30 protein-coding genes are annotated in these 26,144 nt (G+C 33.3%); 10 read left to right on the forward strand and 20 right to left on the reverse strand.

The features are described from left to right. On the forward strand, positions 1 to 234 hold the full coding sequence (locus tag CHHT_RS03245; RefSeq protein ID WP_034962697.1) for a hypothetical protein: 234 nt from the start codon (positions 1 to 3) through the stop codon (positions 232 to 234). A gap of 164 nt (positions 235 to 398) precedes the next feature. On the opposite strand, the gene CHHT_RS03250 is transcribed toward CHHT_RS03245, so the two are convergent. Continuing rightward, on the reverse strand, positions 399 to 653 hold the full coding sequence (locus tag CHHT_RS03250) for a helix-turn-helix domain-containing protein (RefSeq protein ID WP_034962699.1): 255 nt from the start codon (positions 651 to 653) through the stop codon (positions 399 to 401). A gap of 263 nt (positions 654 to 916) precedes the next feature. Here CHHT_RS03250 and CHHT_RS03255 point away from each other — a divergent pair, with 263 nt between their 5' ends. From CHHT_RS03255 to CHHT_RS03270, 4 genes are all read left to right on the forward strand, one after another. Then, entirely contained in the window at positions 917 to 1,705 is a 789-nt protein-coding gene (locus CHHT_RS03255; RefSeq protein ID WP_034962704.1) for an HrcA family transcriptional regulator, read from the forward strand. Then, complete coding sequence (locus CHHT_RS03260) at positions 1,702 to 2,211, forward strand: nucleotide exchange factor GrpE (protein ID WP_034962705.1); 510 nt, start codon at positions 1,702 to 1,704, stop codon at positions 2,209 to 2,211. Before CHHT_RS03255 ends, CHHT_RS03260 begins: the two co-directional genes overlap by 4 nt. Before the next feature lie 38 nt (positions 2,212 to 2,249). Beyond that, complete coding sequence (gene dnaK / locus CHHT_RS03265; RefSeq protein ID WP_059425222.1) at positions 2,250 to 4,124, forward strand: molecular chaperone DnaK; 1,875 nt, start codon at positions 2,250 to 2,252, stop codon at positions 4,122 to 4,124. Positions 4,125 to 4,283: 159 nt separating this feature from the next. After that, a complete protein-coding gene (locus CHHT_RS03270) occupies positions 4,284 to 4,505 on the forward strand; it encodes a DUF3955 domain-containing protein (protein WP_051663750.1) in 222 nt (73 codons plus the stop codon). A gap of 60 nt (positions 4,506 to 4,565) precedes the next feature. Here the strand turns inward: CHHT_RS03270 and ppk2 are convergent, their stop codons facing one another. Further along, positions 4,566 to 5,393 carry a polyphosphate kinase 2 gene (ppk2, locus tag CHHT_RS03275; RefSeq protein ID WP_034962707.1) on the reverse strand — a complete coding sequence of 276 codons (828 nt, stop codon included), beginning with the start codon at positions 5,391 to 5,393 and terminating at the stop codon, positions 4,566 to 4,568. 194 nt (positions 5,394 to 5,587) lie between these two features. On the opposite strand from ppk2, the gene dsbD reads away from it, so the two are divergent. Next, positions 5,588 to 7,300 (forward strand): protein-disulfide reductase DsbD, encoded by a 1,713-nt coding sequence (gene dsbD, locus CHHT_RS03280; protein WP_051663751.1) that lies wholly within the window; start codon positions 5,588 to 5,590, stop codon positions 7,298 to 7,300. 53 nt (positions 7,301 to 7,353) lie between these two features. On the opposite strand, the gene CHHT_RS03285 is transcribed toward dsbD, so the two are convergent. Genes CHHT_RS03285 through CHHT_RS03330 form a run of 10 tightly spaced genes read right to left on the reverse strand, consistent with a single transcriptional unit; the run spans position 7,354 to position 16,344 of the window. Further along, positions 7,354 to 8,391: a GGDEF domain-containing protein gene (locus CHHT_RS03285; RefSeq protein WP_051663752.1), complete on the reverse strand. Its 1,038-nt coding sequence runs from the start codon at positions 8,389 to 8,391 to the stop codon at positions 7,354 to 7,356. Beyond that, positions 8,375 to 9,439, reverse strand: coding sequence for a GGDEF domain-containing protein (locus CHHT_RS03290; RefSeq protein ID WP_176318065.1), 1,065 nt, complete (start codon positions 9,437 to 9,439; stop codon positions 8,375 to 8,377). The genes CHHT_RS03285 and CHHT_RS03290 overlap by 17 nt, the downstream gene beginning before the upstream one ends. Before the next feature lie 60 nt (positions 9,440 to 9,499). Further along, complete coding sequence (locus tag CHHT_RS03295) at positions 9,500 to 9,853, reverse strand: nitrous oxide-stimulated promoter family protein (RefSeq protein WP_034962709.1); 354 nt, start codon at positions 9,851 to 9,853, stop codon at positions 9,500 to 9,502. Beyond that, entirely contained in the window at positions 9,843 to 10,196 is a 354-nt protein-coding gene (locus CHHT_RS03300) for a TIGR04076 family protein (RefSeq protein ID WP_034962711.1), read from the reverse strand. Before CHHT_RS03300 ends, CHHT_RS03295 begins: the two co-directional genes overlap by 11 nt. Positions 10,197 to 10,199: 3 nt before the next feature. Continuing rightward, complete coding sequence (gene kdsB / locus CHHT_RS03305) at positions 10,200 to 10,922, reverse strand: 3-deoxy-manno-octulosonate cytidylyltransferase (protein WP_034962860.1); 723 nt, start codon at positions 10,920 to 10,922, stop codon at positions 10,200 to 10,202. Next, entirely contained in the window at positions 10,919 to 12,649 is a 1,731-nt protein-coding gene (gene thrC / locus CHHT_RS03310) for a threonine synthase (RefSeq protein ID WP_074898801.1), read from the reverse strand. The genes kdsB and thrC overlap by 4 nt, the downstream gene beginning before the upstream one ends. Beyond that, a complete protein-coding gene (argB, locus tag CHHT_RS03315) occupies positions 12,646 to 13,491 on the reverse strand; it encodes an acetylglutamate kinase (RefSeq protein WP_034962713.1) in 846 nt (281 codons plus the stop codon). The genes thrC and argB overlap by 4 nt, the downstream gene beginning before the upstream one ends. A gap of 38 nt (positions 13,492 to 13,529) precedes the next feature. Further along, on the reverse strand, positions 13,530 to 14,459 hold the full coding sequence (locus tag CHHT_RS03320; RefSeq protein ID WP_034962715.1) for a tetraacyldisaccharide 4'-kinase: 930 nt from the start codon (positions 14,457 to 14,459) through the stop codon (positions 13,530 to 13,532). Next, entirely contained in the window at positions 14,452 to 15,588 is a 1,137-nt protein-coding gene (locus tag CHHT_RS03325; RefSeq protein WP_034962717.1) for a DegT/DnrJ/EryC1/StrS family aminotransferase, read from the reverse strand. Before CHHT_RS03325 ends, CHHT_RS03320 begins: the two co-directional genes overlap by 8 nt. 12 nt (positions 15,589 to 15,600) lie before the next feature. Next, the gene (locus CHHT_RS03330) at positions 15,601 to 16,344 is read right to left on the reverse strand and encodes an NAD+ synthase (RefSeq protein ID WP_370510338.1); all 744 of its coding nucleotides are present in this window, start codon (positions 16,342 to 16,344) and stop codon (positions 15,601 to 15,603) included. 103 nt (positions 16,345 to 16,447) lie between these two features. Between CHHT_RS03330 and CHHT_RS03335 the strand changes: the two genes are divergently transcribed. After that, the gene (locus tag CHHT_RS03335; RefSeq protein WP_034962721.1) at positions 16,448 to 17,038 is read left to right on the forward strand and encodes an MBL fold metallo-hydrolase; all 591 of its coding nucleotides are present in this window, start codon (positions 16,448 to 16,450) and stop codon (positions 17,036 to 17,038) included. On the opposite strand, the gene CHHT_RS03340 is transcribed toward CHHT_RS03335, so the two are convergent. From CHHT_RS03340 to CHHT_RS03350, 3 genes are read right to left on the reverse strand one after another with little or no spacing between them, the layout of a single operon-like run. After that, positions 17,025 to 17,540 carry a thioesterase gene (locus tag CHHT_RS03340; protein ID WP_034962724.1) on the reverse strand — a complete coding sequence of 172 codons (516 nt, stop codon included), beginning with the start codon at positions 17,538 to 17,540 and terminating at the stop codon, positions 17,025 to 17,027. The genes CHHT_RS03335 and CHHT_RS03340 overlap by 14 nt on opposite strands. A 10-nt stretch (positions 17,541 to 17,550) precedes the next feature. After that, a complete protein-coding gene (cmoB, locus tag CHHT_RS03345) occupies positions 17,551 to 18,399 on the reverse strand; it encodes a tRNA 5-methoxyuridine(34)/uridine 5-oxyacetic acid(34) synthase CmoB (protein WP_064019699.1) in 849 nt (282 codons plus the stop codon). After that, entirely contained in the window at positions 18,396 to 18,566 is a 171-nt protein-coding gene (locus CHHT_RS03350; RefSeq protein ID WP_172506181.1) for a hypothetical protein, read from the reverse strand. Before CHHT_RS03350 ends, cmoB begins: the two co-directional genes overlap by 4 nt. A 66-nt stretch (positions 18,567 to 18,632) precedes the next feature. Here CHHT_RS03350 and CHHT_RS03355 point away from each other — a divergent pair, with 66 nt between their 5' ends. Then, a complete protein-coding gene (locus tag CHHT_RS03355) occupies positions 18,633 to 19,898 on the forward strand; it encodes a zinc-binding metallopeptidase family protein (RefSeq protein WP_370510323.1) in 1,266 nt (421 codons plus the stop codon). 25 nt (positions 19,899 to 19,923) lie between these two features. Here the strand turns inward: CHHT_RS03355 and hpf are convergent, their stop codons facing one another. From hpf to fliW, 5 genes are read right to left on the reverse strand one after another with little or no spacing between them, the layout of a single operon-like run. After that, complete coding sequence (gene hpf / locus CHHT_RS03360; RefSeq protein WP_034962729.1) at positions 19,924 to 20,451, reverse strand: ribosome hibernation-promoting factor, HPF/YfiA family; 528 nt, start codon at positions 20,449 to 20,451, stop codon at positions 19,924 to 19,926. A gap of 43 nt (positions 20,452 to 20,494) precedes the next feature. Beyond that, positions 20,495 to 20,929: a hypothetical protein gene (locus CHHT_RS03365; protein WP_034962731.1), complete on the reverse strand. Its 435-nt coding sequence runs from the start codon at positions 20,927 to 20,929 to the stop codon at positions 20,495 to 20,497. Beyond that, on the reverse strand, positions 20,926 to 21,843 hold the full coding sequence (locus CHHT_RS03370; protein ID WP_034962733.1) for a PulJ/GspJ family protein: 918 nt from the start codon (positions 21,841 to 21,843) through the stop codon (positions 20,926 to 20,928). The genes CHHT_RS03365 and CHHT_RS03370 overlap by 4 nt, the downstream gene beginning before the upstream one ends. 3 nt (positions 21,844 to 21,846) lie before the next feature. Continuing rightward, the gene (locus tag CHHT_RS03375) at positions 21,847 to 22,401 is read right to left on the reverse strand and encodes a prepilin-type N-terminal cleavage/methylation domain-containing protein (protein ID WP_034962735.1); all 555 of its coding nucleotides are present in this window, start codon (positions 22,399 to 22,401) and stop codon (positions 21,847 to 21,849) included. Positions 22,402 to 22,426: 25 nt separating this feature from the next. Then, positions 22,427 to 22,813: a flagellar assembly protein FliW gene (gene fliW, locus CHHT_RS03380; protein ID WP_034962737.1), complete on the reverse strand. Its 387-nt coding sequence runs from the start codon at positions 22,811 to 22,813 to the stop codon at positions 22,427 to 22,429. A 227-nt stretch (positions 22,814 to 23,040) separates the two neighbouring features. On the opposite strand from fliW, the gene CHHT_RS03385 reads away from it, so the two are divergent. Together CHHT_RS03385 and CHHT_RS03390 are read left to right on the forward strand one after the other, a co-directional pair. Next, positions 23,041 to 24,222: an efflux RND transporter periplasmic adaptor subunit gene (locus CHHT_RS03385; RefSeq protein WP_034962738.1), complete on the forward strand. Its 1,182-nt coding sequence runs from the start codon at positions 23,041 to 23,043 to the stop codon at positions 24,220 to 24,222. Beyond that, a complete protein-coding gene (locus CHHT_RS03390; RefSeq protein ID WP_034962740.1) occupies positions 24,219 to 26,144 on the forward strand; it encodes a MacB family efflux pump subunit in 1,926 nt (641 codons plus the stop codon). The genes CHHT_RS03385 and CHHT_RS03390 overlap by 4 nt, the downstream gene beginning before the upstream one ends.

Genomic DNA, 26,144 nt, shown 5'->3' on the forward strand with positions numbered 1-26,144 from the left:
ATGAAAGATTATGAAAATGAAATAACACCAGAAGAGATGAGCTATGAGCTTGACTTGATGATGCAAGGTATGCTTTATTTCGCAGGAGTTAAAAAAGATAGACTTTTAGATGCTTGTGATATCTATATAGAAAATATAGATGATGTCTTAGAAAACTCTAAATCAGAGGGCGTTGATGAAGTCATAGAGGTAGTTGAGTTTATGAAGAAAAACTACAAAGAGCTGTTTAAATAAAAACAGCCTACCTCTTTTTCGAGAGGTTTTTAAATTTAAATAATTTTATCTTCTTATAAAAATCACGATACAATTGCTTATAAAAGCTCATAAATTTAGAATTATTATCTCTATAAATAGCTGCAAAAACCGCTTCTAAGTCGTTTCTTTCTTTATTGGTTAGTCTATCCAACTTTATCTCCTATAACTTTTTTTAGTTTATTTACCGTATAGATCAGTTCATCATCATCTAATTCACAAAGCATTTTACACACAGCAAGAGCTGCTTGTGGTTTAGCAATACCTAGCTTCCAATCTTGATATGTTCTCATAGAAACTCCGAGTTTCTCTGCCATTTGTGCTTGAGATATCTTTTTACCTAAATTATTACTTTCAACAGCGTTATGTAAAATATTAAAAATATTGCTGATTTCTGCCATAGGTGTAATTATACATTTAATTGTATTAAATATATATTAAACATTATATAATATCTATTATAATTTATTTAATATAAAATATATATTATATTTAAACTAATAAAATATATAAATTATACGGAAAAACGTATAAATATATTTTATTTTTGCTAAAATATGAAATTTTATAAACTATATCTAAAGTTTTATACTTAAAAGACTTGACAAATATAGGCTCAATGTTGTATAATTCTTTTAGCAATTGAATAGGAAGAGTGCTAAGAGTGAAAGTAGATAAAAGAGATTTGATACTAGAGTCTATCATACAAGCTTACCTTGAAGCAAATGAGCCGATCGGCTCAAGTGAGCTAGGTATCCGTATGAACGTTAGTATCCCAGCATCAACTATCAGAGTATATTTTAAAAAGCTCAGTGATGAGGGAGCTATAACACAGCTCCACATAAGCGGTGGGCGAATTCCTACATTTGCTACTATGAAACTTTATTGGCAAGATAGACTTAAATTTAATAGTCCTATAAATATCATAAACAGTGATGTTTTGAATTTTTTGGTTTATGATTTCGGTCTTTATTGTATGATTTTTGGAGTTAGTAAACTAGTTCTAAGTGAAGTTTTAAATGTAGAAAATAGATTTTTGATTCTTGATTTTGTCGGCGAGAGTATTGTTTTAAAGTACAACCCTAAAGTAGAAAAATTTCTAAATAATATAATAGGCATTAGCCTAGAAGATTTAGACAAAGTTTCTATGCAAGTTGGATTAAGCGAGCTTAGAAGTAAGATAAAAGAGCTAAAAAGAAATCGCATATATTTTCAAGAAAATGAAAAAGTTGCGTTTGAAATGTTTAAAGACGATAGAATAAAAAGTATATTAGAACCGTCGTTTGAGCATATTTTTAGAACAAATTTAGCGTTTAATCCAGTGTTTGAGCCTGGTTTTATGGGCTTAAAAACAGATGTGATATTTGAGGGAAAAAGTGCAGTAATGATATGCGCCGGTAGTGTTTATAGTGATTATGAAAAATTTTTAACCAGCATAAAGGAGGCAGCGTGAGCGAAGAGCTAAAAGAGCAGAGCGTAGAAGATACGGAGATACAAAACGACAATGAAGAACAAATTTGCGACGCTAAAGATGAAGAGATAGCGGCTCTTAAAGAAAATTTGATAAGAGCTACTGCGGATTTTGAAAATATCAAAAAGCGCTTAGAGCGAGAAAAAGGCGAAGCTGTTAAATTTGCAAATGAGAGCTTTGCAAGAGATCTGCTTCCAGTCATCGATGCTTTGGAGATCGCTTCAAATTTGCAAAGCGGTGATGATGAGATAGCAAATAAGATAAAAGATGGTATAAACTTAACTATAGATCAGTTTAAGAAAAGTTTTGAAAAATACGGGATCAAGGAGATTAGTACCGATACAGAGTTTAATCCAGAAGTTCACAACGCTATAAATTATATAGAAACAGATGAGGTAGAAAGCGGTAAGATAGCTGCTGTTTATCAAAAAGGTTATTTGTATAATGATAGGGTTTTAAGACCGTCTATGGTCGTAATTGCCAAGTAAATTAGAATTAAGTAAATTAAATTTAAAAGGATAAAAAAATGAGTAAAGTAATAGGAATAGACTTAGGAACAACAAATTCATGCGTAAGCATATATGAAAGAGGCGAAAGCAAAGTTATACCAAACAAAGAGGGTAAAAATACAACTCCTTCAGTAGTAGCTTTCACAGATAAAGGTGAGATCTTAGTAGGCGATACTGCAAAACGTCAAGCAGTAACAAACCCTGAAAAGACCATATTTTCTATAAAAAGAATTATGGGTCTTATGATGAACGAAAAAAATGCGCAAGAAGCAAAAAGCCGTCTTCCATACCATATAGTAGATAGAAACGGTGCGTGCGCCGTCGAGATAGCTGGTAAAACATATACTCCGCAAGAAATTTCTGCTAAAGTTCTTATGAAACTAAAAGAAGATGCAGAGGCGTTTTTAGGCGAGAGCGTTGTGGACGCCGTTATCACTGTGCCTGCGTACTTTAATGATAGTCAAAGAAAAGCTACAAAAGAGGCAGGAACTATCGCAGGACTAAATGTACTTCGTATCATAAACGAGCCTACAGCCGCAGCTCTTGCTTATGGTCTTGATAAAAAAGAGGCTGAAAAAATCGTAGTTTATGACTTAGGTGGTGGAACATTTGACGTAACTGTGCTTGAAACAGGCGATAGCGTAGTTGAAGTTTTAGCAACAGGCGGTAACGCGTTTTTAGGTGGTGATGATTTTGATAATAGACTTATCGACTTTTTAGTAAGTGAGTTCAAAAGTGAAACTGGAATCGATCTAAAAAGTGATGTAATGGCTCTTCAAAGGCTAAAAGAAGCTGCTGAAAATGCAAAAAAAGAGCTATCAAGTGCTATGGAAACAACTATAAATCTTCCGTTTATCACAGCTGACGCGACTGGTCCAAAACACCTTACAAAAACTCTTAGCAGAGCTAAATTTGAAGGTATGATAGACGACTTGGTAGGCGAAACTATCACAAAAATAAATGAAGTCGTAAAAGACGCTGGTATAAGTAAAAGCGATATAAAAGAAGTAGTTATGGTAGGTGGTTCGACTCGTGTTCCGCTAGTACAAGAAGAAGTCAAAAAAGCATTTAGCAAAGAGCTAAACAAATCAGTAAATCCTGATGAAGTAGTCGCTATCGGAGCTGCTATACAAGGCGCTGTTATAAAAGGTGACGTAAAAGACGTGCTTTTACTAGATGTTACACCTCTTAGCCTTGGTATCGAGACTCTTGGTGGAGTTATGAGCAAGCTTATAGAAAAAGGAACTACGATCCCTACTAAAAAGTCTCAAACTTTCTCAACTGCTGAAGACAATCAAAGCGCGGTTACTATTAACGTGCTTCAAGGCGAGCGTGAGTTTGCAAAAGACAATAAAAGCTTAGGTAATTTCAATCTTGAAGGCATAATGCCAGCACCTCGTGGCGTACCTCAAATCGAAGTTACGTTTGATATAGATGCAAACGGAATTTTAACTGTTTCAGCAAAAGATAAGGCTAGCGGTAAAGCTCAAAACATCACTATAAGTGGTTCAAGCGGTCTTAGCGAAGAAGAGATAAATAAAATGGTAAATGACGCCGAAGCACATAAAGAAGAGGATAAAAAGAGAAAAGAAGCCGTAGAAGCTAGAAACGGCGCTGATAGCTTAGCACATCAAACTGAAAAATCTCTAAGTGAAATGGGTGAGAAAATCCCAGCCGAAGATAGAGCAAAGATCGAAGCGGCTTTGAATGATCTAAAAGAGATATTGAAAGATGAAAATGCTTCAAAAGAGCAAATTGACGTAAAAGTAAAAGCTCTAAGCGAAGTTAGTCATAAGCTAGCTGAAGCTATGTATAAAGAGCAAAATGCAGGTGCGACAGGCGGCGAGCAAAAGAAAAAAGATGATGACGTCATAGACGCAGAAGTCGAATAAGCCTTCTATAAATTCTGCAAATGGAGTTGCGATTAAATTCGTAACTCCAAATTCAAAAAATATTCATAAATTTACTTGTAATTCTTATAATTTAGATATAATTTTATTATCAAACTCAACAGTTTGATTAAATTTAATAATATAATCTAGGAGCTAAAAATGAGCAATAAAATAATATTAGCCATTTGCGCTAGTTCGGTGTGTATCGGTCTATTTTGTATCTGCTTAAAAGCTTTTACAAATGAATGGATAGATACTAATGGCGTTTTGCATGAATATTTCTTTTTATTGCCGATCGGCTTTTTCTTTATTATTTTTGGGATTTTTTTATCTGTTATTTTGCTTTTAAAAATGATCATAACGGCTTTTAAAAACCGTTGATTTGCTTAAGTTCATATCTAATTTTGGTTTAAGTGCCGATTGCTTGGCACTTAAATTTACTCAGCCGTGCATCTGTTTTAAATTTTCACTTTTTAGATTTTCTTCCATAAGTTTTATCTCAGTAGATCCGCTTTTAACGATTTTTTCATCGATCTTTATCTCTTTGGCCTCAATCTTTTTTGGATAATCGACTTTGTTTAGTAGGTATCTAAATGCGTTTAATCTAGCTTTTTTCTTATCGTCGCTTACTATGATAGTCCATGGTGAGTAAGGTGTATTTGAAGCTAGCAGCATCGAGTATTTTGCTACTGTGTATTGATCCCATAGCTCTTGACTTTTTTGATCTACTGGAGATAGTTTGAACTGTTTTAAAGGATCTGTTTTTCTATCTTTGAAACGTTTTTTTTGTTCGTCTTTTGAAACTGAGAAGTAGAATTTAAATAGTAAAATTCCAGAACTTACCAACATTTCTTCAAATTTAGGTACTTGCCTTAAAAACTCTTTATGCTCTTCTTGCGTACAAAATCCCATCACAGGCTCAACTCCTGCACGGTTATACCAGCTCCTATCAAATATCACGATCTCACCGGCACTTGGAAGATGATCTGAATATCTTTGAAAATACCACTGAGTTCGCTCAACGTCACTTGGCTTTTCCAAAGCGACGACTCTACAGCCTCTAGGATTTAGATGTTCGGTAAGTCTTTTTATGACTCCGCCTTTTCCTGAAGCATCTCTTCCTTCTATAATAATTAGTACTTTTAAACCGGTTTCTTTTACGTGGTTTTGAAATTTTAAGAATTCTATTTGTAGTTTTCTAAGCTCTTTTTCATACTCTATTTTACTTTTTTTGACCTTGATGGTCACAAAATCATCATCTTTTTCCATACGACTTCCTTAAAATATAATTATATTATTGTATAGTTTATTAATTAAAATTCTGTTTAAATAAAAATAATAAACATAAATTTAATAAAAATTTACCGACTTAAATTTTATTATTTAAAATTTGATTTACGTTTGGGATAAAGTATGTTTATAAATATAAAGTACAATTTTGCTTATTTTTTAAAGGAAACGTAGTGTATAGGTTTTTAGTTTTGCTATTTTTATTTTTTAGCTTTAGTTTTGGTGCCGTACTTAGTGTAGATGATGCTTTTAAGATCAATGCAAGTAGTGATAAAACTCAAGGTATAAATTTAAACTTTAAAGTCGATGAGAGTGTTTATCTGTATAAAGATAAACTCAAAATTACCGTTTTGGGAAATGACATAACCGAGTATTTAAATTTGCCAAATTATGAAAAATATGATGATTATGAGATATATAAAGGCGAGTTTGATCTGTTTGTGCCATTTGGTTTGCTTTCAAACTTTACTACTAAAAATAAGCTAACTCTAGACCTAAAATATCAAGGCTGTGCTTATAGTGGATTTTGCTATCAGCCTATGGAGGTTACTTATGAGGTGAGTAACACTGGTGGCGAACTAAAAATATCTAAAATACAAAGATCAGAAACTCCGGTCAAAGTAGCTGTTTCCAATCAAGATAAAATAGCAAATTCATTTGCAAACGATGGCAAACTTATGACTATCATAACATTTTTTGGGTATGGACTTTTGCTATCACTTACGCCTTGTGTGTTTCCTATGATACCTATCGTTTCAAGTATAATCATCGCAAAAAGTGGCGAGAAAAGATCTATAAAAACCGGGCTTTGGATAAGCTTTGTTTATCTGTTTTTTATGTCTTTGGCCTACGCTATCGCAGGTGTTTTGGCAAGCGTATTTGGCGCTAGCGTTCAAGGTCTTTTACAAATCCCTACTGTTATTATAGGCTTTAGTATTATATTTGTGTTGCTTTCTTTATCTATGTTTGGGCTATACAATATAGAGCTTCCTAAAAAATTTCAAAGCTATATAAGTTCAAAAAGTGAGAAAAAAGGCGGAATTCTTGGTGTGGCTATAATGGGATTTTTATCTGCTCTTGTTGTTGGGCCTTGCGTTGCAGCGCCTCTTGCTGGAGCTCTTTTATATATAGCAAATAGCGGAGACGCACTGCTAGGCGGTATCGCTTTGTTTGTTATGAGTATGGGTATGGGCGTTCCTCTCTTGCTAGTAGGTATAGGTAGCTCACGCCTACTTCCAAAGCCTGGATTTTGGATGGACGAGATAAAAAGGGCATTTGGATTTTTGATGCTAGGTATGGCTGTTTGGATGCTTAGTAGGGTGATAGGAGATGAGATAAGCTATTTTCTTTACGGAGTTTTAGGAATATTTTGGGCGGTAGGTCTTGGTGCGTTTGAGCCAGCCAGCACGAATGGACTTAAATTTATAAAAGCTTTTGGACTGTTTATATTTATAGTTTCATCAGTGCTTGTAGTAAATTTCAGCGTAAACAAATTCGCTCCAAATTTGATAAATAAAAATGTAGCCATAAAACAAGATAATATAGAATTTATAAAAGTATCAAATTTAAAAGAACTTGATAATATCTTGGCTTCAAGTGATAAGCCAGTAATGATAGACTTTTGGGCTTCTTGGTGTGTAAATTGTAAAGAGCTAGATGAGATAACATTTATGGATCCAAAAGTTTTACTAAGACTAAAAGACTTTACTTTGATAAAAATAGACGTAACAAATGGTAGCCCAGACGATGCTGCTTTGATGAAAAAATACTCTGTTTTCGGACCGCCGGCTCTGATTTTTTACAAAAATACTAAAGAGTTAAAAAACAAGCAAATAGTCGGATTTATAGGTGCTAATGAGTTTTTAGAACATATAAAAGATATTTGAAATTATCTCAAATAAAGGTAAAAGATAGAGCTATCGTAATCTGAGTTTATGTATCAACGAAATAAATGGGGGGGGGTGGATCCATCATCACTTGATACGACGCAGTTTTTAGTGGATCTTTTGCCTTTATAAAGCCTTTCATCGGCTTGCTTTATAAGCGTTTCTTTATCATCGCTTCTATCAGATACTCCAAAAGTCAAAGTACAATTTACAATGCCATTAGGTGTATTTACGCGTATTTTTTCTGCCTGGCTTCTCATTTTTTCAATTTTATCTAAAAAGATCTCTTTTTTTGTGTCAAATGATACTATGAAAAATTCCTCTCCGCCCCAGCGTGATACTATGTCACTTTTTGCAGAGTTTTGTGTGAGTATATCTGATATACGCTTTAGTATCTCATCACCTACGTTGTGTCCGTATTTGTCGTTTATCTTTTTAAAATTATCTATATCGCAGATTGCGACTATCATATCGCAATATCTAGTTTCATTCATAATAGAAGTTAAAGCTCTTTTATTTAAAAGCCCTGTTAGATAATCAGTTTGTGACATATTTTTAAATTTATTCTCTTCATTTTGTAGTTTGTGAAAATGCACAATATCTGTTATCCTAAGAGTTTTGGATAAGAGTAGCAGAAGAAACATCAAAAATGCAAAATTTATTAAAAACAAAGGTGTATCATGAAAGTTTCTATCTTCAAACTTAAAAATATAGAGTAGCACGTAAATTGCTGATTCTAATGAAGCGACCAAATAAGATACAGATCTGTTTTTAAATACGTCTATATATATGATAGAAAGTAACGCTATAAATATAAGGTCAAATCCGCAGTTCCATCCGAGCTTGACTATACATATAGATATATAAAGCGTTATTTGGATATGCAATAGCAAAAATGCGTTATTTATACTGTCTTTTCTAGATAGATATAAGCAGATCATATAAACAAATATGTTAAATACGCTTAAGATCAGCAGATCATACTGGGCTCTTATAAAGAATATAAATATATATACTCCAGACATTATACAAAATACGTCTATGATCTTTTGTAAATTTCTAGTTATATTGTCGCTATTGTTCTGATTCATAATGTTTGAAAACCAATCTATTTTTACCTTCTGTTTTACCTTGATACATAAGCTGATCTACGTCATGTATCAACATTGATAGATTTATATCAGGCCTTATATCAGTTATATACAAAGCCCCAAAAGTTGCAGTTACGTTTAATGCATTAGGTTTTAAATTTTCTATTTTTGTCCTTGCTAAATCTATGATCTCTTTTAGATATGCTTCATCTATATCTTTTATGGAAATAAGAAATTCCTCTCCACCCCAGCGCCCCAGCTCGCCGTATTTTGAAAAACTACTTTTTAGCGAAGAAGAGACACTTTTTAGGATATTATCGCCAAAAATATGCCCAAACGTATCGTTTATTGTTTTAAAATTATCAAGGTCGCAAAGTATAATGCACATTGACTTTAGCTTGTGATTTTTTAATAGCGTAAGATTTTGATTTATGATCTCTTGGATAGGAATTCTATTATAAAGTCCAGTTAAAAAGTCGTGTTTTGCTATCTTTTGGTAGTTGTTTTTATTTTTTTCTAAATTTATTATCTTTATAGCTTGGACTATGTTTAAATTTTTATGAAGATATAAAAGCGAACAGCTTATGATGATAAAATTTAGTATATAAATAGCTTCTTTAAAGTTAGCATCCCCATAAATCATTTGTTTATCTCTAGTCATAAAATATAGAAATAGATACAATAAACATTGAATCGTTATAAATATTATCTCTAGTTTTTGATTTCTAAATATATAAAAATAATAAACTACAACAAAGCCTATAAAATACAGTTCAAATCCATATCCCCAACCAAATACGATAATATCGCAAGATATGTTGTATGCGATGCCAAACTGCATCCAGATATTTATGAGTTTAGAATATTTCGGATTATGGAGTGCTATATAAATAAAATTTGAAATCATAAAAGTAACGATTGTGTTAAATGCTAAAAACGTTATCCCATAATATAAATATATAATAGAAAATACAAATGATATAAGAACGTAAATAATAATGAATTCGCGATATATTTTATTTGACGTAAGGGTCTCTATTTTTTGCATAAACTAACTTTAACTTTTTTATTTATCCTACCTAAAAATGGCTTAATTTGATATATAAAATTATGACTTGATAAAAAATGATTTTAATTTATTTAAGCCTAGTTTCATTCCGCTGCTTTTCATAATCTTAACTATATATTTTAGCTCATTTTTATCATAGCAGATATGCGGACATTTTCTACATTTTGGTTTTTCTCCGTGTGGGCAGTTTTGTAGTCTTTCGTTTGCATACAAAAGAAGATGCTCACACTCTTTGCACAAGTTGTATTTTATAAATTTATCTAAATTTACGCCTTTATAAACGATATCTAGTTTGGAACTGTTTTTTGGCTGAGCTTTGTGGTGATCGTCGCAGTAAATTTGTGTAAATTTAGCTATGCTCAAGAGTTGCTCTATGAATTTTTCATTTGTCATGGCAGACAACAGTATAATTGATAGTTGATTCTTGATCTGATGCCTCTAGCTTGAAAATAACCGGCCTTAGACCATCATTGCAGCTACAAATAGCAACTCCTGGTTCTTTGATCCAGTCGCCGTAGTAAAATAGTTCATTTTTCGCACCATGGGCTAGTGCAAATACGTATTGATAAATAGCTTTCCACGCTTCATCACAAAAACCTTCTGGTTTGGCATAGTCGGCCCAAAACACCTGTCCTACTTTTAACATTGGACAAGATCCTAAACCAGGGACTCCATACTGCTGAGCTAGATCTTTATCTAATGTAGTTTTTAGTACTGTTATTTTTACTTTTTTCATTTTTTATCCTATAGCAAAGCCAAATTTAAGAGCTGCGGCCTCAAGATCTTCTTTTGTGTCTATCCCGATACTCTCTGTTTGTATTTGCATCATTTTGATTTTTTTGCCGCTTTGCAAAGCACGCAGTTGCTCTAGTTTTTCTATATTTTCTAATTCTTTTGTTTTAAGAGTGCAAAACTCTTTTAAATTTGCTACGCTATATGCATAAATTCCTATATGCGCTTTAAAAATGTCACATACACTTCTAGGATATGGTAAAAGCGAGCGTGAAAAATACAGAGCGTTGTCCTCAGCGTCAAGTACGACTTTTACTAAATTTGGATTTTGAGCATCGTCTTTTTTGACTAGTTTAAAACAGCTAGCCATAAATGATCCATTTTCAATGGCTTGTTTTGCAAAGTTTTTAAATTTGGTTAAATTTTCTACTTCAAAAAACGGCTCGTCGGCTTGAACATTTATGATGATCTCGTCATCTTTTAGTTTAAATTTAGTCGACGCTTCGTTTATACGATCAGTTCCACTTTCGTGATTTGCACTTGTTAGAACAGCGTCTAAGCCGTAATTTTTTGCGATATTTACTACTTTTTCATCATCGCAAGCCACTAGTACGCTATCTGCATTTTTGGCATTCATCGCAGTTTTTACAAACATAGGAACACCATCGATCGTTCTTAAAATTTTATGCTCAAAACGAGTTGAAGCAAGGCGAGCCGGTATAATTATCATTTTTTTAGCCATCCCAAAATAGTTTCTTTTATCTCGCCTGTATTTACTATATCTTTGTGAACTTCTTTTTTATCAAAAAGCTTTAAGATAGAACTTGGAATTTCGCTTTTAAACTCGTTACTTAAACTTTTCATATCTTTAAGTTCGTTTTTGCTCTCTTTGTTTTTGATAGCTTTTATCATACTTGGAGTAAATTTAACCCACTGTGCCGTTGAAGTTATAACGTTTATACGGTTTTTACTAACTTGTTTAAAGCAAGTAGCCGTGTGAGGATCGATGAGTTTGCCTTTTTTAGCTACTTTTTTTATAAATTTTTCACACTCTTCGTCTATACAAAAATCAGCTTCAAAATCTTCTTGTAAAAGTGCTAGTTCTTCTTTATCAAGCTCGTAGAATTTTTGTGACGCAAGACTATCCATAAGCTCTTTCGTGCGTTTATATCCAAATTTATCAAACAATAATCTTTCTACGTTTGAGCTTATCAAGATATCCATAGCAGGACTTATGGTTTGTACTAAAGTCCTATTTCTAAGATCATAAATTCCATTAGTAAAAAGCTCGGTTAGGATATTATTTGAGTTTGATGTGATTTTGATCTTAGCGATATTTGCACCCATTTTTTTAGCATAATACGCACCTAAAGCATTGCCGAAATTTCCGCTTGGTACGATGATATCTATAGGCTTTTTATTTTTGGTTATATGTATGCAAACATAAATGTGATAGATGATTTGAAATAAAATTCTACCGAAATTTACGGAATTTGCCGCACTTAAATTTAGATCTAGTTTTGTAAGTTCGTCTTTGAAATCATCATCGTTAAGTAGCGTCTTTAAAGCTCTTTGAGCATCATCAAAGTTTCCATTTATACCAATAACTTTTAAATTTGAGCCGCTTGCATTTACCATTTGCAGTCTTTGAACCTCGCTAGTACCGTCTTTTGGATACAAACAAACTACTTGTATATTTTTTGCTTCGCTAAAGCTTTGGAGTGTTGCAGGTCCTGTATCTCCGCTAGTAGCGCACATTATGAGATATTTTTTACCGTTTTGTTTTGCTAAGCTTTTTAAAATAGCTCCAAAAGGTTGAAGCGCCATATCTTTAAATGCTCTTGTTGGTCCATGCCAAAGCTCATTTATATATAAATTCTCGTCCAATTTTTTTATTTCCACTGGTTCTTTGTCGAATTTTTCATATCTTTTTAGAGCTTTTTTAAACGTATCCATAGGTATATCAAAGTCGAATTTTTCTATGATCTTAAGAGCTATTTTCGTGTAACTTTTATCTTTTGCCCATTTGAAAAACTCTTTATCTAAAGTCGGAAGTTTTTGACTTACGTATAATCCGCCGTGCGATGCAGATGGGTTTAGTAAAGCGTGCGAGAGTGTGACTAAGTCATCTTTTGATCTTGTTCCTATAAACATATTTTTACCTTTTAAGTTTTGTTTTAACCATTTTTTGTAATTTTTTTCTATCTTTTTTGGTTTTAGAGCGATAATTTCTGGAAGCTCATAAGTATGATATTTTAGTAAAATGTCTTTTACTTTTTTATATTTTCCTTTTATGATAAGCATAGTTTCATTTGAGTATGTTTTTTGACCTTGCCAGACATAAAAACTTTTGCAACCCTTTATTAAATTTACGCAAGTTGCAGATCTTTGCTCTAGTAGTTTTTCTGCTAAAACTTGAGCTGATTTTTCGCTACTAGTAGTGCTTAATATGATCATTTTATAACACTTCCTATGCCTTCATCTGTAAATATCTCAAGCAAAAGTGAGTGAGGTACTCTACCATCTATGATATGAGCTGCTCCTACACCATTTTTTACGCATTCTAAACAAGCATCTAGTTTAGGAATCATACCGCCATTTATAGTACCGTCGTTTTTTAAATTTTGGATTTTAGACTCGTTTAGATTGCTTATAAGCTCTCCGTCTTTACTTAAAACGCCTTTTATATCGCTTAGAAATATAACCTTTTTCGCTTTTAGTGCGTTTGCGATCGCGCTAGCGCAAAGATCAGCATTTATATTATAAGTATCGCTAAAATCATCGCTGATCGCTATAGGTGCGATGACTGGTATAAGTCCGCTTTGTAAGGCTGCTGTGATGACACTGGGATTTACCTCAGAGATCTGTCCTACAAAGCCGTATTTGCCATCAGAGTAGCTTTTGGCTTTTAGCATATTGTCATCTTTGCCACTAAGCCCTATGGAGCGAGCTCCGTGTTTGTTTAGTAAATTTACTATCTCTTTGTTTATAAGCCCACTTAGAGTCATCTCTACGACTTCCATAGTTTCATCATCAGTGACTCTTAATCCGTCTATAAATTTACTTTGTATGCTTAGTTTGTCTAAAAATGAGTTGATCTTTTTTCCGCCGCCATGCACTATAACGACTTTTATGCCTACTAGCCAAAGCAAGAGAGCATCTCTAGCAAAATCGTTTTTGAGCTTTTCATCGATTTGGGCTGCACCGCCGTATTTTATGACAAAAATTTCATCACGGAATTTTTGTATATATGGTAGAGCACTTAGTATGATCTCAGCAGTTCTTGAACTCTTAAGCATATCTTGATCCTAATATTTTTTAAATAATTGTATCAAATTTAGTTGTAATTTTGTATAAAATTAAACAGTTCTTTTTTAAATTTAGTTGAAATTTCGGTCTTAAGTTCGAGTAGTGAGATATTTAGCCCAAAATCTTTTATCTTTACGTAATCTTTCATTGTCACTAATAAGCTATCTGCGTTATAGCTTTTTATAAGTTTTTCTAACTCTTCTTTTTTAAATTTATAATGATCTTTGAAAAATCTAATTCCTATACATTCTCCAAAGACATTTTTTAGTCTCATAGGGTTTGCTATGGCTGTGACTAAAAGCATATTTTGAGTGCGATTTGAAATATACATTGTTTTAATAATATCGCTTTGATCTGGGATAAAATCGGCGTATTTATAAAAGCTAATGGGATAGCGATAAGCTCCGCTTGGAATAGGTAGTTTGATGATCGGCTCTGGGTTTGGCTTTAGCAAGATGCTAAATTTAAATATATCAAATTTACCAAAACCGTCATCTAAGATTATAAGTTTTGCTCCTAAATTTATAGCTTCATTTATAGCTGTTTTGCGGTTTTCACTTACTATTACGTTTGCATTTTTTAGGCTTAGTGCGTATTCCATAGCTTCATCGCCGCTTGCTTGTACGCTGGATAATATCTCTCCTTGTAGAGCTACTTTTAGCATACCTTTTGAGCTTCTTTTATATCCTCTTAAGATTATAAAAGTTTTAAAATCGTTAGAAAATTCGTTAAATATAGCTTTTACAAGCGGAGTTTTGCCAGATCCACCAAGCACTAAATTCCCGACGCTTATAACTGGCACTTTGAATTTTTCCGGTTTTGATAGTTTTGGTTTTATGTATACTATTAAAGTATAAATTAGTGTAAAAGGACTTAAAAGCATAGAGATAAGCATCTCTTTATATCTAGGTCTATAAAAATACTTATCTATCCAAAAGTCAAATGTGCTTTTAAACACGGGTCTTTGCCACTGATTTTATAGTGTCACAGATATATTTTATCTCACTCTCTTCTAGGGCTGCATATATTGGTAAAGATAAAACTTGTTGATATACTTTTAAAGCGACAGGGAAGTCATTTACTCTAAGATTGTATTTGTTTTTATAATAGCTAAGCAAGTGAAGAGGTATATAATGCAATCCGATGTTTATACCAGCGTCTCTAAGCTCTCTAGCAAATCCATCTCTATTCTTATCTATTTTGATAATATACTGCGTAAATACACTATCTCTTTTTAATATCGGAGTAGTGACGTGAGGGCAACCTTCTAACTCTTTTGTATATATAGCGGCTATCTCTTTTCTTTTTTTGATGAGCGTTTCTAGCTTCTCGAACTGCGCCATACTAAATGCAGCGCAAATAGAATTTAGATCATATTTTTGTCCTACGTCTATGACGTCATAAACATATCCTAAATTTCCGTCTTTATCAAAGCTGTCATTTACTATAGCGTGACTTCTTATAAGTTTGGCACGCTTTGCCATTTCATCGTTATTTGTAAGGATTATACCTGTTGATGCGAGTGCATTTTGAATTTGTGGATTTACTTGGAAGCAGGACATATATGATCCGTTCATAGTTCCAAGGAGTTTTGAGTTGTATGTAGCGCCCATAGCGCGACTTGCGTCGTCTATGATTTTTATATTATGTTCTTTTGCAAGAGCGTAAATAGCGTCCATATCAGCAGGCTGTCCAGCAACGTGAGTGATAAATGCGGCTTTTAGCTTCTTATGTTTTTGCTCTATTAAAACTTTTTTTAACTGTTCTGGATTGATATTGAAATCATCTTCATTTATATCTACAAATATAGGTTCAGCGTCAAAGTGGCGAATCACTTGTGCTATACTAGGAAAAGCATTTACCGAACAGATGATTTTGTCGCCACGTTTAAGATCCATAGCACAAAGCGCTAGATGATTTGCAGCAGTGCCGTTGTTTGTGGTAATAGCATGTTTTACGCCGAAATATGATTTTATTTTATTTTCTAAATTTGTAACCATATAGTTTGCATTTTTATCTATGCTTTCTTTTACTAACTCGTATTCGCGTTCGTCGGTGTATGGTCTAAAAAACGGTATTTCTTTCATATTTGATCCCTGCTACTGTATATTTGCTATCAAAGGCAAATTTAGTTTAAATTTATTTTTTTCTATTCTATCATAAACGGTATTTACTAAATTTTTATCAAAGCTTTCTTCTAGCTCTTTTTTTGTTTTACCGCGTTCAATCTCTTTTAAAATAATATCTAATTGTTCGTACGTATATCCTATCTCGTCTTCGTCTTTTTGCCCTTCCCAAAGATCGGCGCTTGGGGCTTTATCTATGATATTTTTATCTATGCCTAGGTATTTTGCAAATAAAAATAGATCGCTTTTATATATCTCTCCGATAGGATTTAACGCACAAGCTGTATCCCCGTAAATAGTACCATATCCAAGCATTCTTTCGCTTTTGTTGCTGGTACCAACTACTAGAGTTCTAAATTTTGCCGAATGATCGTATAATATACTCATCCTAACTCTTGCGGCTAGATTGCCGATCCTGAGCTTATCTGCGTCTTTGATCGCACTCAAAAAAGATTGGATAATAGGCTCGATATCTATGATTTCGTATTTTATACCCAAAGTTTTGCATAAATTTAGGGCATCGTTTATATTTACTTTGTTTGAATTTTTTGTAGGCAATAAAATGGCATAAGTAGGCGCTATTTTTGAGCATAAAGTAGCTACTATAGCAGAGTCTAATCCGCCGCTAACTCCTATAGTAAAGCCCTTTGCATACGAAGTTTCTAAGTAGTTCGTTAGAAAATTTAGAAGTTTATTTTCTAAAGATTTTAAATCTATCATTAAATTTACCTATGAAAAAAATATTATATTCAAAAAAACTACTATATTATATCTAAAAAATGATAAAATATAACTTTTAATGTAGCATTAAGGATCAAATATGCAAATACATTCAAGAGCGTTTGGCGATTTCGCTACAAATTGCTATATAGTCGAAAATAACGGCAAAGAAGTTATCATAGATCCAGGCGTTGGAGCTTATGAATACGTAGTAAAAATTTGTAAAAACCCAGTTGCGATCTTAAATACGCACTGTCATTTTGATCATATACATGATGACTTGGTATTAAAAAATAAATTCAATATCCCTATCTACGTTCCAAAAGATGACGCATTCTTGTGTAAGACAGATCCATTTGGTGTAGTAAAAGATAAATTTACTCCAGATTTCTTGGTTGATCACGATGAAACGATAAATTTAGCAGATCTAGAGTTTAAATTTCTTCATTTTCCAGGGCATACTCCTGGGTGTTCGATGATAGAAGTTGATGACGTTATGTTTAGTGGGGATTTTATATTTAAAGGGAGTATTGGAAGATGCGATTTTCCTTTTTCAAATCCCGAAGATATGAAAAAAAGTCTTATAAAAGCCCTAAAATTAAAAAATTATACGATTTATCCAGGACATGGTTTTGCTACTAGTTTAGATGAAGAGAGGCAGAATTTATCTAAATTTCTTAATCATTTTTAGACTCTCTTTTAGTGGCTTGCGTTTCAAGGGCTTGTTTTTGTAGTTTTAGGATGTGATCTTCTAAAACTACTATCTGAAAATTTCCTTCAAAGATCTTTATCTCTTTGATCTTTCCGATGACTTTTACCTCTCTCTTTTTTGATTCTTCAAAAAACGCATTTGCTTCAAGCTCTATCGTGTCTCCTATTTTTGCAGGGGCAAAAAAGCTAACTTTTGATCCTATCGTTACAAGATATGGTAAATTTACGGCGGCTTGAGCGGCGTAATCAGCAGCTAAAAATATAAAACTGCTATGAGCCAACCCGTCATCGTCATATCGCATATCTCCGCTAAGTTTTATTGATGTTTTTGCGTAGTTTTTCTTTAGATCTACGATACGACCGCAAAATGCATTGTTTATATTTTGATAAATTTTAAGTGACGCGTCAAATGGATTTGTAGCGTCAAGCATTACATTTTCATCAGGTTTGTTGTTCTCGTAAATATTTTCGTTTTCAGCCATATTTTACCTTTTAAGTTAGTCTTACATAAACTCGTTTTGGTGCTGGATAGCCTTCTATAGTGAGGCTAGGGTCGTTTGGATCTAAAAAATTATTTAAACTTTCGCCTTCTATCCACATAGTTTTTCTTTGTTCGTTTAGATCAGTATCTTTTATCGCCAAAATTTCAAAATTATTAAATTTAGCTCTCTCACACCAGTTTTGTAAAGCCTTGATACTAGGAACAAAATAGATATTTGTTATCTTAGAATACCTGTTTTTAGGGCTTAGGACAAACTCGTCGTCTCGCTCGATAAACATAGTATCTAAAAAAACTTCGCCACCCAAATTCAGACTAGTCCTTAGCTCTTTTAGCATTTTTATCGGATCGCTTCTATGATAGATCACGCCTAGGCAAAAAATAGTATCGAATTTAGTCTTATAGCTGGGCAGATCTTGCACACCTAAAAGTTCATAGTTTATATTTGATTTTACAAAATGATTTATAAAACTAAATTGTAAAAAGCAAAGCACACTAGGATCAAATCCTGTTATGCTTTTAGGATAAAAATCAAGCATTCTAAACATATAATATCCGTTATTGCAACCGACGTCGGCGACTATTTTGTCTTTTAAATTTAGATATGGTTTTAGAAGGTTGAATTTGATAAAACTCTGCCATTCGCTATCTATAAATAGATCATTTATCTGAAACGGACCTTTGCGCCACGGTTTTAGATCTAACGCTAAGTTTAGAATTTCGCTAGAGAAATCATCTAAGTTTATCTCTATTTTATCACTAAATTTTACTTGTGAATTTGTTTTTTGGAGTGCGTTTATACGAGCAAAAAGCTGTGCGTTGCGTTCATTTATCAAATTCATTTTGACCAATCTATAAGGTTTTTATCACAATCTTTATGGTAAATTCCAGCCCCGTCATAGTACTCTTTGCAGTCGTTGTAATATTTATTTGAAATTCCTCGCTCATTCACCCAAAGACAACCTTGTAACAATAAAACTAAAATAATAAAGCTAACTATTTTTTTCATAGTGTTAATCTTACCATTAAAATGCTATAATTTTTGTTAAAAAATGTAAAAGCAAAGGATATGGGATTGAAAGTCATAGAATATTTTAAGGAAATTTGTAAAATTCCTCATTGTAGCTACGAAACTGATGAGCTTAGGGTCTATCTCGCTGATTTTGCAAGTAAAAATGGCTTCAAAGTAGATATTGATAAATTTGGTAATATCCACGCCATAAAAGGTCATCCTAAGGTTTGCTTGCAAGCTCACTATGATATGGTTTGCGTCGGACTCGCTCCAAAAATAGAGCTTATAAACGAGGGTGGATTTTTGAGTGCTAAAAACTCAAGTTTGGGTAGCGATAATGGTATAGGAGTAGCTATCATTATGGATGCTATGAGCGAATTTTGCGATTTAGAAGTTTTGATCACAAATAATGAAGAAGTAGGGCTGCTTGGAGCAAACGGTTTTAGCGGTAGTCTTGTCAGCAAATTTATGCTGAATTTAGATAGCGAAGATGAAAATGGCGTCTTTATAGGATGTGCTAGTGGCGTTAGTATCTTTGCAAGTTTAAATTTAAAAAGAACGTCTTGTGAAAAAAATCTGTATGAAATAAGCGTAAGTGGACTTCCTGGTGGACATAGCGGTATAGAGATTATCAAAAATATACCAAATGCGATTAAAGTTTTAAATGAGTTTTTGTTAAAAAATGGCTGCGAATTAGTAAGCTTTGATGGAGGCGAGAGAAACAACTCGATCCCAGTCAGCGCTAGAGCTATCGTTGTGAGCGACCATGCTTTGATGAGCGATGAGATTTGCAAGGTTAAAGACCTTGGAAAACAAAAAGTTAAAGTTATGCAAAGCAGCGAAGTACTAGACTTTATAAATGCATTTTCACAAGGTATCAGAAGCTATGACGAAGAGCTAAAAATCGTAAATGAGAGCATAAATTTATCTATCATAAAAACAGGCGAAGATATTTTAGAAATAGAGTTTTTTGCTAGAGCGATGAGCGATGATGGGCTAGAGCGTATAAAATCACAAATGCAAAGCTTGGCTAATCTGGCTAAATTTAAGCTTAGATACGCCGAACAAACAAGCGCTTGGAAGCCTAAAATCACGGATTTTGCAAAAGTAGTTTTACAAAGTATGCAAAAATTTAATAAAAATGCTAAATTTGAAGCCGTCCATGCTGGACTTGAATGCGGCGTTTTGCTAAATAAAAGTGGAAATAAGATCGATGCTTGCTCTATAGGTCCAAATATATTTTCGCCTCATAGCATAAATGAAAAGTGTGAGATAAGATCAGTAAATTTAATAAGTAAAGTGGTGAGAGAGATTTTAAAATCAGTATGATCCGGGAAAATCCCGGATTTGTGTATCAATACAAGCCAAATTTGCCGTCGCTTCTTTTATATAAAACTCGCATTTTTGCATCTATATCGTTAAATACGTAAAACTGCATATCTGAGTTTTTTAGTTTTTCTATAGCTTCTTCTATCTCCATAGGCTTGTAAAGCTCAAGCTCGGTTCTTACTATCTCATCTGCGCCATCTACTATATCATCTTTTAAATTTGCTAAATTTGCTTTTTCGTCATCTTTGTTTTTGTGAGTCGTAAGTTTGTCGTGGTGACGGCGAAGTACCTTGCTAGCACGATCCACTGCTAGATCCACTGCTGCGTATAAGTCTTTATCTTTTTGTCTGATGACAATCGTGTCTTTGTGTGCTAAATTTATAGCGAAATCAACATCAAAGCCTTTTCTACCTTGTCTTTCATCGGCTGAGATTATAACCCTACCAGAAATAATGTCTAGATTATATTTTGCAAGTGTTTCAAATGCTGCATCAACGTAGTTTTTGATAGCATCTGTAAGTTCGAATTGTTTTCCTACAATACTTGTATTCATCGTATGCTCCTTTGCATTATTGTATAGTAATTATACCATAAAATCAGGGCTTTTGCGTGGTTATACGAACGTATCTGATATTTTGATCTTTTATAATATTTGGATTGCTCTCTACTATGGTTGTTAAGATTACGGCTCTGATTTTATTGTCTTGGCTTAGATCTGTAGCTTCAGAATTATATGAGCTTTTTGTTGTACCGATGTAGTTTATATTTACCGTTGCTATTAAATAAGGATTTTGCTCATTTGGATAGGACATAGTTATTTCTCTTAAAAAATTTTGAGAAAAATCATGTTTTTGAATAGCTAAAATAGCATACTCAGAAGCACTCATAGCTAAAGCTTCTGCTTGTTCGCTTAGATACTGCTCTGTTGTCTGTTTTACGCTTGTGTTTGAAAGTGTAAAAGATAGCATACCTATAGTTATGATGACTACTATAAAAACTATCGCCATTATAAGACTAAAGCCGCGTTTCATATTATAGCCTTTACTTTGCATACTTCAAGATGTTGGTCATTTTCTTTTTTACCGACTTTTAAATTTGGATCTTTTATGCAAATTTTAAGTATAAGTCCATTGCTACCCACAAAGTTGTTTTCGCTGGCAAAATTCGTAAATCTTAGCGTAGTGACGTTTTTTGCTATGATATAACTATTATTTTTATTTGCTTTAGTAGATGGCGATGCGGCTGGTATCACGTCTAGTTTTAGGTTTTTATCGCTATCAATATAAATTCTATTTATCGTGTGTGAGAGATAGTATAGGTCTTCTAACTTATCTCCTTTATTTTTATTTTTTTTATCTATATCTATTATTATATTGTTGCCACTAAAATAAGCTTTATATACTTTATTTGTATTACCATTGTAGTAATTTTCGGACGCTTTATCTTCGCTTTGTTTAAATATCAGTGCTATAGGGTTTTCTTTTGATACTTCGTTTGATGTTATATTTTTTATGATGTCTTTTACTTTTTCTAAATTTTGTACATTGTCATCATCATCATATCCTAGGCTTAAATTTATTTCATTTCCTACTATCGTTGCTTTGTTTATTACGCCACTCCAGCCGATTTTATTTACTTCGCCAAGGCGTCTAGATTCGTAGCTTTGCATATACCACGCTATGCCACAATCTTCTTTGCAATCAGTTATGTCTTTATACTCATTTTTATTTTTTTCATAGCCGACTAAAGTCTGTTTTATGCGGTATTGTAGTCTTTTTGAAATTTGGGTTATGGCTAGTTCGGTTTGAGCTTCTAGTTTTGTTATGCTTCTAGTTTGTATATAGTTTTGATATACGGTGCTGATTATTTCAGTACCTATAGAAGCAAGTATAGCTGTGATAGTTATGGCTATGACTAGTTCTATTAACGTAAATGCTTTTTTCATGGATTACTCGATTGTTATTTGTCCGGCTTTTGGTTCGCCTATATTAAAACTGTAGCCAGTTAAAACTATTTTTTGATCTTCGCCTTTTATATCTTTATAAGTCGTTTCTACTTTAATCATTTTTGTATCACTTGATGTTTTGTAGTTATTTTTAAAAGGATAACAATTGCATTTTCTATCAAATTCTGGATCTTCTACGTAATTTTTTGTTATTGTATATTCTAAATTTAATATATTTTTATCGGTTGATGCACCTTTTTCTATTTTGATTTCACCTTGTGATTTTTTGTCTTCATCAGACATAGTTTTTGTGTTATAAATTTTTCGTTTGTTCTCTATTTTATCTAAGCCGATTCTGGTTATCTCTTCTGTATCGGTTTGGAATTCTTTTGACATTTCATTTGTTAAAATAGTTTTTGTCGCCAAAACAGCTTCTTGTAAAAGTGCTTGAGAGTTGCTTTGAGATGTTGATAAAACGATGGAGGGCACGACAGAAACCGCGATAGCTATGATGACTATCGCGAGTATAAGTTCTAATATGGAAAAGGCTTTTTTCATAATGAAAAATGGCTGAAAACCACTATTAATCTTTTTTGATAAAGCTGCTTATTTTTTCAGCTTGGCTGTATTTTGGATAATTAACAGGGTCTAAAATGACTTGAGAAAGAGTCATATTTGTCATATTACAAACTATAGGCGCTATAAAATTTACGCTAGATTCTTCTATAGGACTGCTGATGACTAGCATATTATAAACTTTAAGTTCGCTTTTATCGTTTATTTGCATTAATTCTTGGTAGTATGTCGGGATTTCAAATTCATACTCTCTTAATGCGTAAGGGTTTATCATCGTAAATGAAGTGTCGCTATCTAGGCTTTGCATTTTAACGAAAAAATCATCTATCTGAGTTATCTCCACGCTTTTTATATCCTCAAATCCAAGTATCGGACTTTTGATTGTAAATTTCATAACATACTCCTTTTTGATTTAAAGTTTGTGTATTTTACCATTTTTTAATGTAAATTCAAATATTTTCGGCAAAATTATTAATTAAATTCATTATAAATGGGTGTATTTATGATAAATTTATAATTTTAACGTGCATATATGGCTCATTTAACATTATATTCACAAAAAATTTGTAAAATCACGACATAAAAAATACAATAAAATACAATAAATTTAAGAGAGTTTCAATGAAAAAATGGGCAATTTTAGCAGTTATTTTAGTGGTCGTAGGAGCAATATTTTATTATAATAACTCTAACAAACCACAAGACGAATACCTAACTACTAAAGTTAGAAAAGGCGATTTGGTTCAAAGTATAGAGGCCGTTGGAGAAGTATTTGCTTCAAATTTAGTTGATGTCGGTGCTCAAGTTGGTGGTCAGATCAAGCAATTGTATGTAAAAGTAGGTGATAGGGTAAAAGTAGGCGATAGGATCGCTCAAATCGACTCGGTTCGCCAAAAAAATAGTTTAGATCAGCAGTTGGCTGCCCTTGAGATACTAAAAGCAAAACTGAACTCAGCCAAGATCTCTTCAGACGTCGCTAAAGTCCAATACAACAGAGAGTTAAAGCTTTTTGAAGCAAATGCGACTTCTAGTGAGAGTTTGGAAAACTCCAGAAGCGATCTGAGCTTGAAAAATGCAAATTTAAAAGAATTAGAAGCTCAGATAAAACAGACTCAGATAGAAATAGATACTGCTAAGACGAATTTAAATTATACCGACATCAGATCTCCTCTTGATGGCGTCGTAGTTTCCGTGCCAGTAGAAGTTGGTCAAACCATAAATGTAAATCAAACTACGCCGACTATCGTAAATATCGCAGATCTATCTAAAATGGAGATTAAAATGCAGATCAGCGAAGGCGACGTAACGAAAATAAAAGTCGGAGATAGAGTCGAATACTCAATACTTTCTGATATAAATACGAAATATAATGGAATTTTAAGTTCTATAGATCCGGGACTTACTACGCTAAGTGATGGCAAATACAATACTACTAGTAGTTCAAGCAGTAGCTCTACTAGCAGCAGTTCAGCAGTGTATTATTACGCTAAACTTCAAGTAGATAATAACGAAGAGATCTTACGTATCGGAATGACTACGCAAAGCACTATCATCGTAAAAGAGATAAAAGACACGCTTTTGCTTCCTACATTTGCTATAAAAAGCGATAAAGAAGGGAACTACGTTATAGTAAAAGATGGTGAAAATATCAGAAAAGCAAGAGTTAAAACTGGTATAAGCAGTAGTATAGATATACAAATTTTAAGCGGTGTAAATGAGGGCGATGAGGTTATCACTTCTCAAATAAGCCAAAACGATCTAAAAGATCGTATAAATTCGTCTAGAGCAAAGATGAGAATATGATAAAACTCCAAAACATAAAAAAGAAATTTATCACCGGTGGCGTAGAAACTGAGGTTTTAAAAGGGATAAATTTGTCTATTAATAGGGGTGAGTTCGTAGCTATCATAGGTCAATCAGGTAGCGGAAAATCCACTCTTATGAATATACTTGGGTGCCTTGATACTCCAAGTAGTGGAAAATATCTGCTTGAGGATCAAGATATAAGTAAATTTGATAGGGACGCGCTATCAAATTTAAGGCTAAAGACGTTTGGTTTTATATTTCAGCGTTATAATCTTCTAAACTCAAACGATGTAAAAAACAATGTCGCGCTTCCTGGTGTTTATGCTGGTGTGGGTAAAAAAGATAGGTTAAATTTTGCAAAAGAGCTTCTTTCAAAACTTGGCTTAGAGAGTAAATTTGATACATACCCAAATCAGCTAAGCGGTGGGCAGCAACAAAGAGTCAGTATAGCAAGAGCTCTTATGAATGGCGGAGATATCTTGCTTTGTGATGAGCCAACTGGAGCTCTTGATAGCACAAGTGGCGTAATGGTTATGGAGATCTTAAAGGATCTGCATAAGAGCGGACATACTATCATAGTAGTAACTCACGATAAAGATATAGCGTCTTGGGCTGATAGGATCATAGAGATAAAAGACGGCAATATTTTGAGCGACAACAAAAAGCAAAATAATATATATGAATTTAAAAAAGTTTCAGAAGGTATAAAAAAAGGGTTTAAAGCTTCGTTAGATAGGTTTTTAGAGAGTTTTAGTATGTCTGTTGGTGCTATAAAAGCACATAAACTTAGATCTTTTCTTACTATGCTTGGTATCATTATCGGTATAGCTTCTGTTGTTTGCGTGGTTGCTTTAGCAAAAGGATCTCAAGAAAAGATTCTAAACGAGATAAATAAAGTCGGCACTAGTACTATTATGCTAAATCCTGGAAAAGCACCAGGCGATCCAAATAGAAATAAAATAAAAAAATTTACGCTTGATGATGCGGAGTTACTTTCCAAACTTGAGTTTGTGGATTACGCTACTCCTACTGTTTCACAATCAGGCTTACTTGTGTATGCAAATCAAAATGCAAACGCAAATTTAAGAGCTGGAAGTGAAAATTATCTAAAGATCACCGGTGTAAAGGTCGTTTTGGGTAGAGATTTTAGTAGTGATGATATAAAAAACTCAGAGTCGGTGATCATCATAGATACCGATGTAAAGTCTTCGTTTTTTGGTCAAAATGATCCCATAGGTAAAACTATACTTTTTAATAAAAAACCTTTTAAAATCATCGGTGTAGCAAAAAAAGACGAAGGGGCTTTTGGTAGTGAGAATTTGACAGTTTATATGCCTTATAGCACGGCGGTCAATAAAATAACAGGCGATAGAAACCTAAGATCCATAACGGTTAAACTCAAAAGCAATGTAAATGCTCAGCTTGCCGAAAGCACCATAAAAGAAGTGATGAGCGTAAAACGCGGAGATAGCGATTTTTACACAAGGAATTCAGATACAATAATGCAAACCATAAAAAGCACTACAGATGCGATGAGCTTGCTGATATCTGGTATAGCTCTCATCTCGCTTATGGTCGGCGGAATAGGCGTTATGAATATCATGCTAGTTAGTGTTTTTGAGAGAACCAAAGAGATAGGCATCAGAATGGCCATAGGTGCAAAAAGTAAAGATATAATGATACAATTTCTTATAGAAGCTATACTTCTTTGTGCTATAGGCGGTGCTATAGGCGTGGGACTTGCCTATCTTATAGGATATCTTTTCAATATGTTCGGTGCTAGTTTCAAGATGATATTTAGCACAACTTCAATATTTATAGCTTTGGGGGTTTCTAGCCTTATTGGTATAATATTTGGCTATATGCCAGCACGTAATGCAGCTAAGCTCAATCCAATAGATGCATTATCAAGGGAGTAA

The sequence above is a fragment of the Campylobacter hyointestinalis subsp. hyointestinalis genome (genome assembly GCF_013372145.1).
Classification (GTDB): Bacteria; Campylobacterota; Campylobacteria; order Campylobacterales; family Campylobacteraceae; genus Campylobacter; species Campylobacter hyointestinalis.